At 35.1% G+C, this 20,807-nt stretch carries 17 protein-coding genes; all 17 read right to left on the reverse strand.

Annotated elements, in window-relative coordinates; genetic code table 11:
- Window positions 1-221: ATP-binding cassette domain-containing protein (locus tag QWC74_RS00005; RefSeq protein WP_288993756.1), on the reverse strand; the 221-nt coding region annotated here is incomplete at its 3' end.
- A gap of 9 nt (window positions 222-230) precedes the next feature.
- Complete coding sequence (locus QWC74_RS00010; protein ID WP_006784639.1) at window positions 231-908, reverse strand: amino acid ABC transporter permease; 678 nt, start codon at window positions 906-908, stop codon at window positions 231-233.
- Window positions 889-1,548: an amino acid ABC transporter permease gene (locus QWC74_RS00015; protein ID WP_006784638.1), complete on the reverse strand. Its 660-nt coding sequence runs from the start codon at window positions 1,546-1,548 to the stop codon at window positions 889-891. The genes QWC74_RS00010 and QWC74_RS00015 overlap by 20 nt, the downstream gene beginning before the upstream one ends.
- Window positions 1,549-1,683: 135 nt before the next feature.
- Window positions 1,684-2,895, reverse strand: a complete 1,212-nt coding sequence (eis, locus tag QWC74_RS00020) for an enhanced intracellular survival protein Eis (RefSeq protein WP_006784637.1) — start codon at window positions 2,893-2,895, stop codon at window positions 1,684-1,686.
- Window positions 2,896-2,935: 40 nt separating this feature from the next.
- Window positions 2,936-4,297 (reverse strand): MATE family efflux transporter, encoded by a 1,362-nt coding sequence (locus QWC74_RS00025; protein WP_006784636.1) that lies wholly within the window; start codon window positions 4,295-4,297, stop codon window positions 2,936-2,938.
- Window positions 4,298-4,434: 137 nt separating this feature from the next.
- Complete coding sequence (locus tag QWC74_RS00030) at window positions 4,435-5,241, reverse strand: SDR family NAD(P)-dependent oxidoreductase (protein WP_006784635.1); 807 nt, start codon at window positions 5,239-5,241, stop codon at window positions 4,435-4,437.
- Window positions 5,242-5,594: 353 nt separating this feature from the next.
- The gene (rlmD, locus tag QWC74_RS00035; protein ID WP_132942573.1) at window positions 5,595-6,974 is read right to left on the reverse strand and encodes a 23S rRNA (uracil(1939)-C(5))-methyltransferase RlmD; all 1,380 of its coding nucleotides are present in this window, start codon (window positions 6,972-6,974) and stop codon (window positions 5,595-5,597) included.
- Between the two features lie 60 nt (window positions 6,975-7,034).
- Window positions 7,035-7,856: a hypothetical protein gene (locus tag QWC74_RS00040; RefSeq protein WP_006784633.1), complete on the reverse strand. Its 822-nt coding sequence runs from the start codon at window positions 7,854-7,856 to the stop codon at window positions 7,035-7,037.
- 91 nt (window positions 7,857-7,947) lie between these two features.
- Complete coding sequence (locus tag QWC74_RS00045; protein WP_006784632.1) at window positions 7,948-9,141, reverse strand: L-serine ammonia-lyase; 1,194 nt, start codon at window positions 9,139-9,141, stop codon at window positions 7,948-7,950.
- A gap of 97 nt (window positions 9,142-9,238) precedes the next feature.
- Complete coding sequence (uvrB, locus tag QWC74_RS00050) at window positions 9,239-11,212, reverse strand: excinuclease ABC subunit UvrB (protein ID WP_006784631.1); 1,974 nt, start codon at window positions 11,210-11,212, stop codon at window positions 9,239-9,241.
- Window positions 11,213-11,573: 361 nt separating this feature from the next.
- The gene (locus tag QWC74_RS00055) at window positions 11,574-13,001 is read right to left on the reverse strand and encodes a S41 family peptidase (protein ID WP_006784630.1); all 1,428 of its coding nucleotides are present in this window, start codon (window positions 12,999-13,001) and stop codon (window positions 11,574-11,576) included.
- 249 nt (window positions 13,002-13,250) lie between these two features.
- Window positions 13,251-14,378 carry a murein hydrolase activator EnvC gene (locus QWC74_RS00060; protein ID WP_288993759.1) on the reverse strand — a complete coding sequence of 376 codons (1,128 nt, stop codon included), beginning with the start codon at window positions 14,376-14,378 and terminating at the stop codon, window positions 13,251-13,253.
- Between the two features lie 53 nt (window positions 14,379-14,431).
- On the reverse strand, window positions 14,432-15,346 hold the full coding sequence (gene ftsX / locus QWC74_RS00065; protein WP_006784628.1) for a permease-like cell division protein FtsX: 915 nt from the start codon (window positions 15,344-15,346) through the stop codon (window positions 14,432-14,434).
- On the reverse strand, window positions 15,333-16,016 hold the full coding sequence (gene ftsE / locus QWC74_RS00070; RefSeq protein ID WP_006784627.1) for a cell division ATP-binding protein FtsE: 684 nt from the start codon (window positions 16,014-16,016) through the stop codon (window positions 15,333-15,335). The genes ftsX and ftsE overlap by 14 nt, the downstream gene beginning before the upstream one ends.
- Window positions 16,017-16,307: 291 nt before the next feature.
- Window positions 16,308-16,787, reverse strand: coding sequence for an S-ribosylhomocysteine lyase (locus QWC74_RS00075; RefSeq protein ID WP_006784626.1), 480 nt, complete (start codon window positions 16,785-16,787; stop codon window positions 16,308-16,310).
- A 137-nt stretch (window positions 16,788-16,924) separates the two neighbouring features.
- Window positions 16,925-18,022: a peptide chain release factor 2 gene (gene prfB / locus QWC74_RS00080; protein ID WP_006784625.1), complete on the reverse strand. Its 1,098-nt coding sequence runs from the start codon at window positions 18,020-18,022 to the stop codon at window positions 16,925-16,927.
- Between the two features lie 225 nt (window positions 18,023-18,247).
- A complete protein-coding gene (gene secA / locus QWC74_RS00085) occupies window positions 18,248-20,770 on the reverse strand; it encodes a preprotein translocase subunit SecA (RefSeq protein ID WP_006784624.1) in 2,523 nt (840 codons plus the stop codon).
- Between the last annotated feature and the right edge of the window lie 37 nt (window positions 20,771-20,807).

Here is a 20,807-nt window from a genome sequence, read left to right on the forward strand (position 1 = left end):
TTATGCTGATTGCTAATCACCTCATCTTCTAATAAAATTTCTCCTGCTTGAATACTCTCTAATCCATTCATACATCGTAGCAATGTACTTTTTCCACAGCCAGAAGGTCCTAAAACGACGACGACCTCCCCTTTTTTTATCTCTAATGACAAATTAGAGAAAATAATCTGATTATCATAACTTTTTGTAATCTGGTCTAGTTTTAATATCGTTGAGCTCATCTCTTCACCTCACTCCTCCCAATGCTTTTCTAGTTTTGTTGCAGCCAATGAAATCGGATAACAGATTAAAAAATAAAGTAGAAAAATAACCCCATATATCCAAAGAGCTGCCGTCGGAACTGTTAGTCGTGAAGCCTCAATAATTTGTTGTCCTACCTTTACGACCTCAACGACTCCAATTAAAACAATTAATGAAGTCGTTTTGATAATACGCGTCACTAAATTAATCGTTTGTGGAAGTAATCGTCTAATCGTTTGTGGAATAATAATATATTGATAAATTTGACGCTGATTCAATCCAATCGCCAACGCTGTCTCATACTGATGTTTCGGGATTGAATCTAAAGCCCCTCGTACTAAATCTCCCATTTCAGCAATTCCCCAAAAAGAAAACACTAAAATAGAGGCCACTTCTCCTGATAAATTAATCCCAAAAGATTTACTCAAACCAAAATAAGCTAAAAACAATAAGACTAACTGTGGAACAATTCGAACCGTATTTAAATAAAGACGACAGATTAGACGAACGACCTTTGTCTTCACTCTCATGAACATCCCCATTACAAGGCCCAAAACAACTGAAATCATCACAGAAATCAAAGAAATTTCTAATGTCACTCCTAGTCCTTGTAACAATCGAATGAAATTTTTTCCTTCAAATAAAACACTAATTCCCCACTCCTCCATAACGCACCTTCTTCTCAATAACACTTAAAATTAATGAAATAGGTAATAACAGTACTAAATACGCAACAACTAACATCAACAAGGACTCGTCAGTTTTATAATAAAGCCCGATTAATCCTTTTGCTACATACATTAAATCTGCTAATGCAACGACACTAAAGACAGATGTTTCCTTGATTAAAAAAATCACATTTGCACTAAAAGCAGGCAGCGAGACTGCTACTGCTTGAGGAAAAATAATATAACGTAAGACTTGCCATTTGGTTAAACCAAGGCTCAATCCCGACTCCATTTGAATGTCAGGAATGGACTCGAGTCCACTTCGAAAAGCCTCAGCCATATAACTCCCACCTAAAAAAGTTAATCCAAGTACTCCACATGCATATGAACTTAAAAAGATCCCTAACTTCGGTAATCCAAAATATAGAAAAAACAATTGAATTAATAACGGTGTATTCCTTGAAAGTTCTATATACATCCCAATCACACGTTGTAAAATTGGAATCTTATAATATCGAATTAAACAACAGATAAATCCAACTAAAGTAGACAATAAGATTCCCAAAAGAGCGATACTCATGGTTAACTTAGCAGCCTCTACATACATCGGTGCATACGTTTTTATAAATTGAAAATCCATTATCTCCCTCCTAACTATAATCCTCTTGATATATAGTATATTAAGCCCAGAAAAATGTTCGTTAAAAATAAGAAAGTATTGAAATTAATCTACAAAAAAGCTCTCAAGAACAATCTTGAGAGCTTTTTTCATTTTTTAAAAGTAATCTGAAAAATAAGGTGTCTGTTGCTCAATCGCATCCTCTAACATATCTAATGTCTTTGAACTACAACTCAAACGACCAATCTTATGAAGATAATCAGGACGCTTATATCCAAGTAACATCGTCGTCATGGTTTGGATATCAATGCGATCCCCTGTTTTCACACTGGTACGTTTGATTTTACCGACACCCTCCGTATCAATACTTAGCGTAAAAGAGCCTTGATTCCACGAAAGAAGCGGATCATCCATTGTAAAAGTCCACTCCCTTGCAATCGTATCTGGCTTAAATGGATATTGTTCAATAAATTTTTCTAAGTCAACAATTCGTGCCATAAAATACGGTGAAATGGTCTCTTTAATATCGGCATCCTCAAGTAAAAAAGCTAATGGTTCATCCGTATACGTATTTCCAATTACTTTTTTTATCATTGAAAAATGGGCACTAATAAAATTCCAAAGTCCCGTCCTTGCTTCCTCATTTATAAAAATCATATCTTTAATATTAAAAATTTCGTCCTTAATAAAATAAAGAATATACCCATCGGCAAACCCTGCTTCATTATAATAAATAGCCGCCATTAAATCGTCACTATCCCATAGAAAATATTCATTCCATGCTAAATCATCACGAAGTAAGGCACCATGAGTTTGATAAGCAAAGCGTTCATATGCTTTTTTAATTTCTTCACTTTCAGCATCCACACGTTCAACTTCCCCACTCACGCGTCGATGCTTAGGCAATTGATAATCATTAATTTCATACACAATCTTATCTGATACAATCTCCCATCCTTTGCGTCTGTAATAAGGAATAGAATACGGATAAAGATAAGAAATAGGTTGGTTATGATTTTTCATATGTTTTAACGCTTCTATTAGTAATTTATGCATCAGTCCTTGGTTCGCATACTCAGGATAAGTTCCAACCCCTGTCACGCCCCCCATATCATATGTCTGATTAAAAATACGGACACGCATCGGATAAATCGCAACTTGCGAAATCAATTGGTCCCGATCAAACCAGCCAATCACATCTGCTCGCTCAAGCGTTGGGGATTTAGCTCGAATCATTTCTTTTTCCTGCCATCCAATTTCTTGAAGTTCTTGGTCTGTCACCTGAAATACATATCTCAGTAATTGATTGTACTGCTCTAAATGCTCTAATCCAACTTTACTCATTTTCAACTGTTTTTTTCTACTCATAAATCCGTCTCCCTTTATTTTTTACTATCTAAATAGCTGTTTAGTCATCCTTATAAATCGTTTTAATCTTTTTAAAATAAAACAATACGATAATCATATTTGTTAAAGGAAAAGCTAAGAACATTCCCTGTTCTGCTGAAATATTAAAAATATTAAATCTTGAAAAAAGAACCGAAAAAACAATAACTAAAGGAATGAGTAAAACAATTTGCCTTACCACCTCTAACTGGCTAGCCTTTGCTTCTTCTTTCGATACTTGCATAAACGTAATCAATGTATAAATGATTCCCATAAATGGAAATCCCGCTACCATAATTCTAAGGATCGGAATCGCAGACTGGATTAAACTCTCATCACTCGTAAAAATCATTAATAACGGTCTCGTCCATAAGAGACTGACTATCGTGATTACCAAAGCATAAATTAAACTATAATTCACAATTTTTTGTTTCGCTATTCTCTCAGATTGATGGTTCTGACGCCCATGGAAATACGCAATAACAGATTGACTCCCCTGTGTTAACCCAATTAATGGTAACAAAATCACCGTATTTATATTATTACAGATGGCGAAGGCTCCAATTGACGAAACATATCCAAGTCCAATTAAACGACGATTAATAACAAAGCCACTGACACTATTAAGAGCTTGCATCAAAAACTGCACAAATCCAATTTTAATAATAGAAATCAAAATCTCTTTCGATGGATTAATAATTAAATGGACCTTCTTCATCCACAGTTTTTTATGCATTAAAAATAAAACGGCGCAACTAAAGTAGATGACACTACTTGTTAGTGTAGCAAAGGCAATCCCAATAAATCCAAGTCCTAAAATAAACGTAAAGAGCACGTTAAAGAACACATTACTGAGCGTTGAAATAACCCCGATAATAATTTCCATTTTAGGATAACCAAACACCCTAATCATATTAACTAACATATAACCGAGCGAATTAAAAATATTGAAAATTAGTGCCAAATTTAAATACTGTAAAGCATACCGTCTAACCTCACCACTCGCCCCTAAAACAAATAGCAACGGATCTTGTAATAAAAAAATTAATAGTGAAATAGCAATGCTAAACACTCCACAACCATAAAATCCAATCGTAAACGTTTCATTTACCTTTTCTTGATTCTTTTCACCTAATCGTTTCGAAACGACAATACTTGTGGATACCCCAAAAATCAGTTGAGCTGCTAGTAAGATTTGTAAGATAGGTGTTAAAAGCCCCATTGCTGACAAAGCAATACTACTCATACTTCCAAGGTGCCCCGCAAATGCTGTATCAATCATTGAAACGAATGACTCCAAAACTAAAGAAAAAATAGTTGGAAATGAAAATAGAACAATCAAATGTTGAATTGACTTATTTTCAAACAACTTTTCATGACTCATTGTATAACCCCTTTTTTTGCTAGAAAACTAAAATGCTCACTTTCTAATAATATTATATTCACTGTATTTTTTATTACCAGTTTTTTGACATCTATCATAAAAATCCCACTGACATATCTTTTCAGTGGGATTTTTATTTACTTTTCCTCAACTACTTTACGACCAACAAAATCAGCATATTGTGGTGTTCCTAAATGATAACCACCTGATACCTCCATAATATGCCCCGTTACATAAGAAGAATCATCGCTAGCGAAAAATAGAACCGCATTCGCCATGTCTTCAGGTGTTCCCATGCGATTTAAAGGAACATGCGATAAGAAAGACTTAATAAATTGTTCTGGCATATTATCAAGAGCTGCATCGGTTGCTGTTAAACCTGGTAATACCGCATTACATCTTATATTATAGCGCGCATACTGCATAGCGATTTGTTGAGTTATATTGTTAACGCCTGCTTTTGAAACACCATAACCAATACGAGAAATATCTGGGACCGTTCCACCAATCGATGAAATATTAACAATGCTTCCTTTTCCTTGTTTAATCATATGAGGAATCACCAGTTTAGAGATACGATAAACTGATCCGATATTCGCTTCTAAAATATCAAAAAAAGCTTTCTCATCTCCACTAACTAAATCTAAATCTACTTCCGGTCTTCCAGTTCCAAAATTATTAACTAAAATATCAATCTTACCTTGTTCCCTAATCACTTCTTCTACCATCGTTTCATAAGAATCAATGTTGTAGGCATCAAAAAAGACAGGCTTCATTTTCAAACCCTCTTTAGCCACTTCATCACAAATTTCTTGAGTGACCTCTAAACGACGAACTCCCATATAAACAATGGCACCCTCACTCGCTAACTTCTTAGCACAAGCTAACCCAATACCTCTTGTTGAAGACGTGACAAGAGCTATTGCATTCTCTAATTTTCGCATAAAAAAACCTCCAATCTAATCATTATAATTGATATTATGGAGGTTTTTTATACTCGATTTTTTATAACGTTACTTATATTGACTATCTCATTTCGCAAAGATACAAACCCAGGAGTGATAATAGCTTACTTCGTAGAGCCAGTCATTTACTGAAGACCACTTCTCGCAGTAGCTCATAACCAATCAAGTTTCGCCTGTAGCTCACTTTCTTGGATGAACCTTGCATGGAGTGCGCTTATCCACACCAAAATTTCTTCTAATATTGGTCTCACGCAAGTGGCTTCATGCCATTTAGATTTCGCTTTTCAGCTCATCTTCATGGTGAAACTATTGCATAGAGTAGTGCTAACTGCTTACACGTTTTTACGTGTAAGCAGAGCCACTACTTCTACGTGACTTGTCTGAGGGAACATATCTACAGGTTGTGCGACTTCTAGTTGGTATCCACCGTCTACTAGAATTTTAACGTCGCGGGCTAGTGTTGATGAATCGCATGACACGTAGACGATGCGTTTTGGTGCTGCTTCTAGCATTGTGTCTAGTAATGTTTTATCGCATCCTTTACGTGGTGGATCGACGACGATGACGTCTGGAACGATTCCTTGTTCGATCCAAGCTGGAATAACTTCTTCTGATTTTCCTACTGCAAATTCTGTATTTTCGAATCCATTTAATTTAGCATTCATGTTTGCATCGGCAATGGCTTCAGGAATGATTTCAACCCCGTAAACTTTTTTGGCATGTTGTGCTAAGAATAATGTAATCGTTCCGATTCCACAGTAAGCATCGAATACGATTTCTTCTCCTGTTAGTCCTGCAAATTCAACGGCTTTAGAGTAAAGTGTTTCGGTTTGAACAGGGTTAACTTGATAGAATGAACGTGGTGAAATGGCGAAACGAATTCCGTTCATTTCATCATAAATATATCCTTCACCGTAAATGATGTTTGTTTTCTCACCTAAAATAGCATTTGTTACGTTTGGATTAATATTTTGAGCAATAACTTTAATCTGAGGAAATTTTTCTAATAAGCGTGACACAATACGATCCATATTAATGATTTTCTCTTTACGTGTCACTAAAATAACCATAATCTCATCCGTCTTAAATCCTGTGCGCACGATGACATGGCGTAAAATACCAGTATTCGACTCCTCATTATACGGACTTAGTTTTAAATCACGACAAATTCCACGCATCTCATGAATAATTTCATCTGAAATTTCAGTTTGAATTAAACAATGACGCATATCAATAATCTCATGGCTTCGTTTTTGATAGAACCCAGCCACTACATCACCATTAGCTAAACCAAATGGCACCTGCGTTTTATTACGATAACGCCAAGGTTCCTCCATTCCGATGGTCGGTAAAATATTCGCATCTTCAATATGACCAATGCGTTTGAACTGATTTACAACTGTATCATATTTCATTTGAAGTTGTCCTGGATAATTTAGATGCTGAACTTGACATCCACCACATTGTTTATAAATTTTACATGGCGGCGTCACACGGTCAGGACTCTCGACAAATAAATCAACTGCACGTCCAATGGCATACGTTTTTTTAACTAATGTTACTTTCATATTAACTTCTTCGCCTACTAGTGCATTTGTCACGAAAATAGGGAAACCATCAATTTTAGCAACACCTAAACCGTCATGTGTTAAACTTTCAATTTTTACATCATAATATTCATTTTTTACTACTGGTACACTTTTTTTCGACATTTTTCTATCACCTTTATTCACAAAGAGAGGGAGACTAAAATAAGCCTCCCCTGCCTTTTACTATTTCCAATCATATTTTCCTGTCTCAGGATTTAATGTTCCCCAACTTGGGTACTCTGCAATACTTGAAGGTTTAATTTCTTTATCTACTTCTAGCGTTGGAATTTCACCTAATGCTTCTTCTTGTTCTGCAGTTAACTCTGTTAAAGCATCCACACGTTTTTGAAAAGCGGCTGCTTCTTCAGGATAACTCGTTTGCATATAAGCGATATTTTTGTTAGCACGCTCAATATTAGCTACTGTAGGATATTCTTCAGCATATCCTACAACTTGCTCAACAATTGCAACGTCATGTTGTTTAATATAATCTAATTCTTCTGCACGATTTGTATCAACTAATGTCTTAGGATCTTCATTTGCCACAACTAATTGGAAGTTATAGGCCTGTGAAGAATTTGCATTAGCTTTATCCATTGCATCGATTAAATAATCTGAAATCTTCTCAGTGTTTGCCTGAGCAGTCGTAAGTGCTGTTGTTGAATCAACACGAACATCAATATAAACAATCATTCCTTCAACCGTAATATTAACAGATTGTACACCGGATAGACCACTTCCATAAGACTGTGCATCATTTATAATTGATTGATCAATTGTCACTAAACCATCTAAACGGTCACCATATTGCGGTTTTCCTGCTGCTTTAGTGGGTTCAATATAAAAATAACTGATGACATTGTAAGCAAATAAAACCGTTACAACCGCTAAGACTCCAATAAAACTATATAAGGCAATCTCATTTTTACTACGAGCTTTCTTTCCTTTAGACGTCTGAGTCTTTGGTTTTTCGTTCGTTGTGTTTTTCTTTTTCTCTGTTGCCATACGATCACTCCCTTTTCATGATTTGTTTATAAGTATCATCTTAGGATGTTATGATTTTTTTCATTTACAACTTATTATACCACACGTCGGCTTAGCATTCTGCAAAATGTTTTGCAAGACCACCTTGTGCTGTTTCACGATACTTCGCCATTAAGTCGTGACCTGTCTCTTTCATCGTTTGCATCACTTGATCAAGTGTAATTGTATGATATCCATCTGTTAACATGGCATATTTAGCTGCATCATAGGCACGTTTAGCCGCAACCGCATTACGCTCAATACAAGGAACCTGAACATAACCAAAGACAGGATCACATGTCATTCCTAAATGATGTTCAAGTCCAATTTCTGCTGCATACTCACAATGTAAGTTTGAAGCCCCTTTTAAATAAGCAACAGCTGCTGCTGCCATTGAACAAGCAGAACCTACCTCACCTTGGCATCCAACCTCTGCTCCTGAAATTGAAGCATTTGTTTTAATTAAGTTTCCAATTAATCCTGCTACTGCTAATGCATCAACTAATTGATCATCACTATATCCTTCAAATTGTTGAAGCGCAAATAAGGTTCCCGGAATGACACCAGATGCTCCACAAGTTGGAGCCGTTACAACAACATCTCCACTCGCATTTTGTTCAGACACGGCTAAAGCATAAGCATAAATTAAAACTGATAAATCTTCTGGCATTGATTTAGCATGCTCATGAAACTGTTTAGCACGACGTGGATAATTTAGTTTTCCAGGTAAATTTCCCTCAGCCTTTAAACCATTCTCTAACGTTTCACGCATCACCGTTAAAATCTCAACTAAATAAGGTTTAATATCCGATTCATGCTCATAGACATAGTCTGCTAATGTCCAATTTTTCTCTTCACACACTTTTAAAATATCAGCCATTGTTGAATCTGGATAAGCCGCTACTACTTCATTGCGCCCTTGTCCTTCCTCAATAATTGATCCTCCTCCAACAGAATAAACAGTCCAATCTCCTAATGCCTCACCTGCCTCGTTATACGCAATAAATTGCATGGCATTTGGGTGGAATGGACGGAAGTCTTCTGGACGCCATGTAATTTTAACAGGCTTTGGATCCATAGTTTTAATAATGATATAGTCAGTTAGGTGCCCTTCACCTGTTGCCGCTAAACTTCCATATAAAACTGCCTCATAAGATGAAGCCTCTGGATAACGTCCCATAAAAACTTTTGCTGCACGTGCTGGACCCATTGTATGAGAACTCGATGGTCCATTTCCCACTTTATATAATTCACGTAAACTTTCCATATCTTTACCTCTTTCCTTACTAAATGTCCGACAATGTTGTATACCTCAAGGTTTTCTATACCAATAAGACGTTAACAAATTCTTCCTCATTATCTTATTATAAGCCTAATTCAATTTTTAATTCAAGCATTGCATCACGTAACGTTGCAGCTGTTTCAAAGTCAAGTGCTTTAGCAGCTTCCTTCATTTCTTTTTCTAATTTAGCCATCAGTTTTTCTTTATCTTTACGCGACATTTTCTTATCATATTTAGCTTCTTTCTCAACAACCTCAGTCGCTCGAATCACATCTCGAACATCTTTACGAATTGTCATTGGAATAATGCCGTGTTCTTCATTGAAATTCTCTTGAATTTCACGACGACGACTGGTTTCTTCAATCGCACGTTGCATTGAACCGGTCATCTTATCTGCATATAAAATAACACGACCATCTGCATTACGCGCAGCACGTCCAATCGTTTGGATTAATGAGCGATCACTACGTAAGAATCCTTCTTTATCTGCATCTAAAATAGCGACTAAGGATACCTCTGGAATATCAAGTCCTTCACGAAGTAAGTTGATTCCGACTAAAACATCATAAGTTCCAACACGTAAATCACGAATAATCTCAATACGCTCAAGCGTCTTAATTTCAGAATGTAAATAAGCGACTTTAATTCCAAGTTCTTTTAAATAATTCGTTAACTCTTCTGACATTTTAATCGTTAATGTTGTCACTAAAACACGCTCATTTTTTTCAATACGTTTATAGATTTCACCCACTAAATGATCAATTTGTCCACGACTTGGATGAAGCTCAATAATTGGATCAAGTAATCCAGTTGGACGAATAATTTGCTCAACCACTTTATCTGTACGGGCTAACTCATAATCACCTGGTGTTGCAGAAACATAAATCGCCTGATGAATTTTTTCTTCAAATTCATTAAATTGTAACGGGCGGTTATCAAGAGCTGAAGGTAATCTAAATCCGTGATTCACAAGTGTCTCTTTACGCGCACGGTCACCATTGTACATTCCTCTGACCTGAGGTAGCGTCACATGTGATTCATCCGCTACTAACAACCAATCATCTGGGAAGAAATCAAGTAAGCAATACGGAGTTGCTCCACGTTCACGAAGTGATAATGGACCAGAATAATTCTCGACTCCAGAGCAGAATCCCATCTCAGCCATCATCTCTAAATCGTAACGCGTACGTTGCTCAATTCGTTGCGCTTCAATTAACTTTTCTTCCGACTTAAAATATTCAATTTGTTGCTCTAATTCTTCTTCAATATTCTTAAGAGCGATTTTCATACGCTCTTCACCTGTTACGAAGTGAGAAGCTGGGAAAATGACAACATGTTTACGTTCACTTAACACTTCACCCGTCAACGTATCAATTTCACGAATACGATCAACTTCTTCTCCAAAGAACTCAATACGAATCGCATTCTTCTCTGTTGCAATCGGTAAAATTTCTACGATATCACCTCGAACTCTAAACGTCCCACGGTGGAAATCAATATCATTACGCTGATACTGAATACGAACAAGCTCTTTTAATAAATCATTACGTTCCATTTCCATTCCGACACGAATCGAAACCATCATACTCTTATATTCTTCAGGATCTCCAATCCCATAAATACACGAAACTGAAGCAACTACAATTACATCATTTCGTTCTAATAAGGCAGCAGTTGCCGAGTGACGTAATTTATCAATTTCATCATTTGTCTTCGCATCTTTTTCAATAAATGTATCTGAAGATGGAACGTAGGCTTCTGGTTGATAGTAATCATAATAACTAACAAAATACTCAACCGCATTATTTGGGAAAAATTCTTTTAACTCACTATACAGCTGACCAGCCAATGTTTTATTATGCGCCAGTACTAAAGTTGGCTTATTAACAGCTTGAACAACATTTGCAATCGTAAATGTCTTACCCGTTCCAGTTGCTCCAAGCAAAACTTGTTCTTTAACTCCATGCTCAATATTCTCAACTAGTTGCTTAATTGCCTTTGGTTGATCACCTGATGGAGAGTATTTCGAAACAATTTCAAACTTATTATTTGGCATTAAACGTCACCTCACATTATCCCCATTATATCATACCTAAAACACACGTACTATCTCTATATACAAGACGATAAACAATTCATAGTATTAAAACGACTTACTCCCCTAATCCTTTTAATACTAAGTCATCTATGCTATGGAATTCATGTTTTTCCGTAACTGATAGGAAATAAGATATTCTATCTTTATACTAAAAATTTTTAACCTAGCAGTTAAAAATTATTTAACAAACAAAATGCTAACGTCCAGTATTCAAACACAATCCCTTTATCTCATTATTAAATCTTTCCACTTTTAACATTACTTTAAACCTTTTTCGTTAACAAAAAAACTCACCACTTTTATGTGGCGAGCGTCCTTGTTATTCTTGTATTAAAACTTCAAGTGCTGTTTGTAATTGAGTATCATATTGTTTATCACGAACTTTATTACGTAAAGCTAATGTTAATTCACTTGCTGTTTTATTATCAATAATTCCTGTGACTAGAATTTCATTATCTGCTTGGAAGTTTTCAACAGCTGATACTGTTGATTTATCATAATATCCATCATGGCGTCCAACTTGATAACCTAAGGCTGTTAAAATATTTTGTGCATTCGCTATAGAACTATCTACCATGTCATACTCTAAAGATTTTCCATCTGTTAAGTAGACTTGATAGTAGTAATAAAATTCTGGCGCTTCAACAACTAGAGTAGGTTCTACCCCTACTTCGTTAATCCAATTTCCATCTGGTGTTTTCCAAACTTGTGTTGTTAATTTTAATGAAGAATGATCATCAAGTGGCATTGAAACTTGAACGGTTCCTTTTCCATATGATGTTGTTCCGATAACGGGATATCCGCCTGCCTCTTTCATCGCAGCGGCAAATATTTCGGATGCAGAAGCACTTCCTTCGTTAATTAACGTAACAACTTCATAATCTTTCCCCTCAGAACTTGTCATATATTGAGTTCCTTTACCTTCACGATTTTCAATCGTTGTAACGACTTTGTCTGGCGGTAAAATATAATCAACCATTTCAACAACACTTGTTAAATATCCTCCTGAATTGTTACGTAAATCAACAACTAAGGATTCCATTCCTTGATTTTCAAGTGACTCAATTCCTTCTTTAAATTCATTCGCTGTATTTTCACCAAATGTTGTCACCTGTAAATATCCAATCTTTTTATCTCCAATGGTCATTAATTCAGTTTTAACTGTTTCTTGTTCAATTGCGCGTCGTTGGACTTCAATATAAATTAATTCCGGATTATCGTTACGTTGGATACCTAAAGTGACCGTTGTATCCACAGGGCCTTTAATCTTATTAGTTACTTCTTGTAAGTTTTGTCCTACAACGTTCTCGCCATCAATTTCAACAACTAAATCATTGGCTAAAATCCCAGCTTCATCTGCAGGAGAATCTGGAAATGGTGACACAATCATTGTATAACCATTAATACTTGTTACTTCACAGCCAATACCTGAATAAGTTTCTTCTAGATGCTCAACAAAGTTTTCGTAGTCACTCATCGTAAAATACGTAGAGTGTGGATCATCTAATGAACTAATCATTCCAGAAATAGCCCCATCAATTAAAGCTTGATCATCACCATCATAAAAATAATAATATGTTTTCAATGCGTCATAAACTTGAGTAACTGAAGATGTTTCACCGTAATTAGAAGGTGAGACAATCGTTTGTACTTGCGTAGCAGGTTTAAATACTAACGATAAAATTAAAGTTACGACTACACCTAGACTAAAGCTTCCAATGATGAGAAACGTTTTATTTCGTTTCATCATATCACTCCTTTTCCATTCAACGGAACGAATATAACCTCTATAGTATTTCCCATCTATTCCAAATAATGTAGACTTTATCGGTTTATCTTTATTTTATCAATTTTTAGTAACATTGTCATGACTATAAAATGGAATAAATTAGATTAAAATGAGGAAAAGACGTATAAAAAGACTAAATCTCCATTTATAAACACATTCTTATTTAATAGTGTAAAAAAAAGATGAGCCAATTGGCTCATCTTTTCGTTACCATCTAGATGGGAAATTAATATACTTACGTGGATTAACCGCATAAGGATAATTATAATAACCATCATACATTTCAAAGTGTAAATGGGCCCCAAAGGAGTTACCAGTGTTCCCCATGGTTCCAAGTTGCGTCCCTTGATTTATCTGTTGTCCGACAGATACTAAAGGTTTTGAGTGCATATGTGCATAAACAGTTGTAATTATTTTTCCATCCATATTATGTGAAATCATAACATGCCATCCATAAGCTGCATGCCAGCCTGAACGAATAACTGTTCCAGATGCTGCTGCTAAAACTGGGGTTGATGTATCACCTGAGTTTCCTAAGTCAATTCCAGTATGATTTGAATAACACATAAACTCACAACTTACATATCCTGTTTTTAATGGAATAATAAATCCGCCTGATGTCTGAGAAACTAATAAATTCTTTTGTTCTTCTGCAATTGCAATAATTTCAGCTTGAGATAAACGTTCACTCTCTAATTCTTGAATTTGCTTTGCAATAGCTGCCTTCTGGCTTTGAAGTTTTTCTTCATAAGCCTCTAAATTTGCACGCTCTTGTTCTAAACTTGCTTTGCTTGCAGCTAATTCTTCCTTTTGAACTTTAAGAGAAGATAATAAGTTTTGTTGTTCTGACACTAAAGATTTTAATTGATCCATTGCCTCTGCATCACTTTCAGCAAAGTGTGTCACAACACGTAAGTTTTTAATAAAATCAACGATACTTGTTGATTGAGAAATAACTTCTAAAATCGTATTTGTACGAGATAATCGTTGTGAAACTCGCGCACGCTCACCTACAATTTCTTTCAATTCAGAAATTTGACCCTCTAGTTGCTCAATTTGATTCTCACTAGTCGAAATCTCACTTTCTTTTTGTTTAATTTGTTGCATATAAGAAGAAATCGCATTCTCTGTCATCGAGATTTTATCAAGTATTGCCCCAATATCTTCTTGAACGGCATTCAATTCCTGCTGTGCATCATTTTGTTGATTTTTAATATCTGAAATTTGACTTTGGGCCTGGTTAATTAATGCATCACATTCTTCAGTTGTTGTGCATGTTGTTGTTGCCTCGGCAGTTAAATTCTGCTTAGGTGCAAAATGCAATGCCGTTAACACGGTTAAGCTAATTAAAAGTTAACCACGAAAGTTCCTCCTTCCTCATTTAATCATTAAATTTTTAATGAGTAACGAATTACGGCGAAGAAACTTCCGATTAAACTAATAGCAATTGAAATAATTCCAATTCCAAATGATAAAGTATACACTAACGGAAGTGGTGCAGTTAATTGGAACATTGGAATGACTAAGACTCCACCAAATAATTCATATAAGTATTGATATCCAAAAACTGTAAACAAAATCGGTCCAATAGCTCCAAGCACCCCAATAATTAACCCTTCTACTAAGAATGGTACAGTAACATGAGTAGCAGAAGCCCCGACTAACTTCATAATCTTAAGCTCATTTTTACGAGCATAAATTGTTAATTTGATTGTATTTTGAATTAAAAAGACTGCTAATACTAATAATACTACTACAATCCATGAGAATGATTCACGAATCATTTTTGTAATATTAGCAAAAGCTGCTAATGATGATTCTTCACCATAATCGACATAGCTAATATTAGACATCTCTTTAATTTCTTTAGCAACTTGATCGACATGATTAACAGCGTCGGCTGATACAACTAATGTCCCAACTAATGGATTTTCATCGCTTGTATTTTCAAAGAAAACAGCTAACTCTGGATCATCGTTACCAATACGATCGATAAAATCTTGATAGTTTTGCTCTTTAGTTGTGTACTCAACATCAACTACATAAGAGTTTTGTTCTATCGTGTCAATTGTAGATTGAATTTGTTCTGGTGTTGCCACTTTATCAAATTCAACAAAGATTTTAATTTCATTTTCTAATTGCTCTGTAAATTCATTTGAATTATGAGCAAATAAAACAAATAATGAACATAAACTTAAAGTAATCGTTAACGTAAAGATTGAAGAAATCGACATAAATAAGTTACGCCAAATATTCTTTAATCCATCACGAATATAACGGAAAAGTTGTCTAATTAGCATCATAATATCCCTTCACCTCATCACTAAAAATTGTTCCATGATCAACGGTTAGGACACGACAATCTGATTCAAAAATCAACTCATGATCATGCGTCGCCATAATAATCGTTTTACCTTCGCTATTTAATTTTTTAAGAATAGAAACAATTTGTTCAGAATTTTCAGGATCTAGGTTTCCTGTTGGTTCATCGGCAATAATAATCGCTGGATTATTGGCAATCGCACGAGCAATTGCAATACGTTGTTGCTCTCCACCAGACAACTGATTTGGATAGAAACGCATTTTACTTTTTAATCCAACTAATTCGATTGCTTTAATTGCTTTTTCACGCACCTCATTTGCTGGAAGACCAATGGCTTCTAAAGCAAATGCAACATTTTGATAAACCGTTAGTTTCTGTAATAATTTAAAATCTTGGAATACGACTCCAATTTCACGACGTAATTTTGGTACTTTGAATCGACTTAACTTTGTCACATCATGACCATTTACTATAATTTGTCCACCTGTAGCTTGTTCTTGACGATTAATCATTTTCAAGAATGATGACTTACCAGCACCACTTGGTCCGATTACAAAAACGAACTCGCCACTTTCGATATTTATATTAATATTATGAAGTCCAATAACTCCATTCGCATACTTTTTATTTACATTTATAAATTCAATCATAATCTCCCCACCTATCTCTTGTAGAATCGAATTTATTATAACATACTAATCGACACTTACATTTTTTATACGACAATTGCCAACAAATAACAAATGTTATCCACATCTTTGTAAAAAAATAATAACAATAATAATATTTTAGCATACAAAGAGAGATAATAGTATAATATGTCGACGATTTCCCTTCAACTTTTACACTGTTTACATATTATCTTTATCTGTTTAACCATAAAGAGTTTTTTTTTTGGAACAAAAAAGCATCTTTTCCTATTTGAAAAGATGCTTTTTATATTAAGCTGGATAAACTAAGTTCTCTTCTTTAATAACATTTAATGTATTTTCAAGGAATTTTTGGGCCTCATATTTAGCCATTGGCAAATTCATATCTAAATAGTTTCCACAGTCACGAGCACTTGCTCCTGGAACTTCACCTTCATAAGTCGCAACAAATTCAAAGGTTTCCTTAATTAAATCTACAACGTCACCTGATTTTAAATCACCTTTTAAAATTAAATAAAACCCTGTACGGCATCCCATTGGGCCAAAATAAATGGTTTGCTCAGCTGCCGTTGCATGGTTACGTAAAAACGTTGCTGCTAAATGTTCAATTGTATGAATTTCAGCATTATTCATAACAGGCTCACGGTTTGGTAATTTTGTACGAATATCAAAAGTTGTCACAACTTCTTCTCCAATGACATCTTGACGTGAAACATAAATTCCACGTAATAAATCTTCATGATTTACAGTAAAGCTAGGAATTTTCTTCATTTAAAACACACTCCTTTGACTAACACTATCTCATTGAAAGACTTAACCCCCTCTGAACTTCATTAGTTAAGAAGGGGTTATTCTTATTAAATTATTATGCCTCATCTACTATACTTTCGTCAAATCATGATGAAGTATTAAATTGAATATCGTAAATAAGCATCAATAAATCCATCTAAGTCTCCATCCATGACTGATTGAACGTTCCCTACTTCATATGAAGTACGGTGATCTTTAACTAGTGAATACGGGTGGAAAACATATGAACGGATTTGACTTCCCCATCCAATCTCTTTCACTTCACCACGGATTTTTGCTAACTCTGCTTCTTGTTCTTCAAGCTTACGTTGATATAATTTTGATTTTAACATCTCCATCGCTGCTTCACGGTTTTTAATTTGTGAACGTTGATTTTGACACGTTACAATCGTATTCGTTGGAATATGAGTAATACGAACAGCTGAATCAGTTGTATTAATATGTTGTCCACCAGCTCCACTGGCACGATATGTATCGATTTTTAAATCTTCTGCACGAATTTCGATATCAATATCCCCTGAAAATTCAGGCATCACATCACATGAACAGAATGAAGTATGTCGTCTCCCTCCTGAATCAAATGGTGAAATACGGACTAAACGATGAACACCACGCTCTGCTTTAAAGTATCCAAATGCATTTGTTCCTTTAATTTTAATCGTCACACTCTTAATTCCGGCTTCTTCTCCGACAAGGTAATCAAGAACCTCGATTTTAAATCCTTTACGCTCAGCATATCGAGTATACATACGATATAACATCTCAGCCCAATCTTGAGATTCTGTTCCACCTGCCCCTGGATGTAACTCTAAAATTGCATTATTAGCATCATAAGGTCCACTTAATAAAATTTCTAATTCAAATTTGTTTAAATGTTCCGAAACTTCTTCAATTTGTGATTCTAATTCAGCTTGTAAATCAGCATCCGGTTCTTCTAAAATTAATTCAAATGCCACGGCCAACTCTTCTACTTCGCCTTCTAACGAGTAAAATGTATTAACTTTATCTTTAATTGCATTCGCTGCATTAATAACTTCTTGGGCCTTACGTTGGTCATCCCAAAATCCTGCTACCTGCATTTGATCATCATACTCTTTAATTTCCGCTTCTTTTTGCTCAACGTTCAACGAATCTTTAAATTGATTGATACGCTCAGACATTTTCTTAATCTCTGATCTTATTTCATGAATTTCCATTATCGTCACCACTTCTTCATGTCAACTTTTATTAACTTATGCATCATTTAAGAAAACTTTAATGAGACTATAGTTCTACTTTATATCAAATTATTTGAATAACCAAGACTATTCTTCAATCTCTATCTTATTAATCGTTTGGTAGATAGTAATTCCTTCTTAAACGAAAAACAAGTTCAACTGATATTTAAAACATCAGTTGAACTATGATTTCAATCTATCCAATTAGTGTTCTTGTCCACAACATTGTTTATATTTTTTCCCACTACCACATGGACACTCATCATTGCGTCCCACTTTATCAGCTTGACGTGTTACCGGGCGTTTTTTCTCTTCTTTTCCACTATTTGTAGCTGTTGGTTTCGCTACTTCCTCACGTTGTAAGTTTTGGCGAATCTCAGCACGTAAAATGTAACGAGTGACATCATCTTCAATACGTTCAATTAAACGATTGAACATTTCAAACCCTTCAGATTGATACTCATGAAGTGGATTAATTTGTCCATAAGAACGTAAATGAATTCCTTGGCGAAGAGCATCCATTGCATCAATATGATTCATCCAATGCGTATCAACAACACGTAAAACAATAACTTTTTGGAACTCATGGAAGATTGATGGATCAATTGATTCCTCTTTTTGACGGTAATTATCCTTCACAAGAGTTGCAATATATTCAATCATCTCACTTGTTGATTTTCCTTCAAGCTGAGATTTTTCTACATGATCAACTGGGAATAAGTTTGTATTTAAGTAGTTTAATAACCCTTCATAATTATACTCAGTTGATGATTTAGCATCAGAGGCTTCCGCTGGAGCAAATTGTTCTACTAAACGTGTGATTGAAGAATCAATCATCGCAAAGATTACTGATGTTAAATCTTCAGTTTCTAAAATATCTTGACGTTGCCCATAAATCACTTCACGTTGACGACGGATAACATCATCATACTCTAATAAATTTTTACGCATATCATAGTTATTACCTTCAACACGTTTTTGTGCAGATTCAACGGCTTTTGTTACCATTTTACTTTCAATCGGTTCATTTGGATCCATTCCTAATTTATCAACCATTTCGTGCATGCGATCAGAACCGAAACGACGCATTAATTCATCTTGGAATGATAAATAGAAGCGTGTATATCCAGGATCTCCTTGACGTCCAGAACGTCCACGTAACTGATTATCAATACGACGAGACTCATGACGTTCTGTCCCGATAACAGCTAATCCACCTAAAGCCTTAATTTCATCTGTTAATTTGATGTCAGTCCCACGACCTGCCATGTTTGTTGCAATCGTAACAGCACCTTTTTTACCAGCATCCATAATAATTTCTGCTTCACGCTCATGGTTTTTCGCATTTAAAACGTTATGAGGAACCCCTTTACGTTTTAACAACTGAGAAATATATTCTGATGTTTCAACTGCAACTGTTCCAAGTAATACAGGTTGTCCTGTTTTATGACGATTTACGACTTCCTCTACTACCGCGTTGAACTTTGCATTGACATCTTTATAAACTAAATCTGGTGCATCAATACGCGCGATTGGACGGTTTGTTGGCACTTCAACAACCATCATATTATAAATGTTACGGAATTCTTCCTCTTCTGTTTTAGCAGTCCCTGTCATCCCTGATAACTTATTGTATAGACGGAATAAGTTTTGGAATGTAATCGTTGCTAATGTTGAAGTCTCTTGCTTAATTTGAACATTTTCTTTAGCTTGAATCGCTTGATGAAGACCTTCTGAATAAGCACGTCCTTTCATCAAACGTCCTGTAAACTGGTCAACAATTACGATTTCTCCATCTTGAACCACATAATCAACATCACGTGTCATAACAAAGTTTGCTTTTAATGCATTATTAATATGGTGTAATAATACAGCATGTTTAATATCATATAAGTTATCAATGCGGAAAGCACGTTCTGCTTTTTCAATCCCGCCTTCATTTAACTGAATATTTTTCGTTTTAATATCAATATTATAATCTTCTTCATCACGTAATGACTTAACAAAGCGGTCAGCTAAAACATAAAGATTGGCTGTACGTTTTTGTCCACCTGAAATGATTAACGGTGTACGAGCCTCATCGATTAAAATTGAATCGACCTCATCGACAATCGCATAATTTAATTTACGTTGACACATTTGTTTTGCATAAAGCACCATATGATCACGTAAATAATCAAATCCTAACTCATTGTTCGTTGAATACATGATATCACATGCATATTGAGCCTTCTTCTCTTCAGAAGACATTCCAACTAAATTTAATCCAACAGTTAAGCCAAGCCAACGGTATAACTCACCCATTTCACGAGCATCACGACTCGCTAAATATTCATTGACAGTAATGATATGAACCCCTTTACCAGATAACGCATTTAAGTAAGCTGGCATCGTAGAAGTTAATGTTTTTCCTTCCCCAGTTCTCATTTCTGCAATATTACCACCATGTAATGCAATTCCCCCAATAATTTGCACTTTAAATGGTGTCATACCAAGCACACGTGTTGAGGCTTCACGTACAACAGCGAAAGCTTCAACTAATAAATCATCTAATGATTCACCTTTTTCAATTCGCTCTTTAAACTCTAATGTTTTATTTTGAAGTTGCTCATCTGTTAATTGTTGCATATGTGGTTCTAATGCAATAACCTCATCTGCTAATTTATCAGCACGCTTTAATACTTTGACACTTGGGTCTAACATTTTTTTAATTGCTGCAATCATCATCATCGCTCCTTGTTTCTATATCGTCACTAAAAAATTA

Origin of the sequence: uncultured Turicibacter sp., assembly GCF_938044715.1 — a bacterium.
Lineage (GTDB): Bacteria > Bacillota_I > Bacilli_A > MOL361 > Turicibacteraceae > Turicibacter > Turicibacter sanguinis.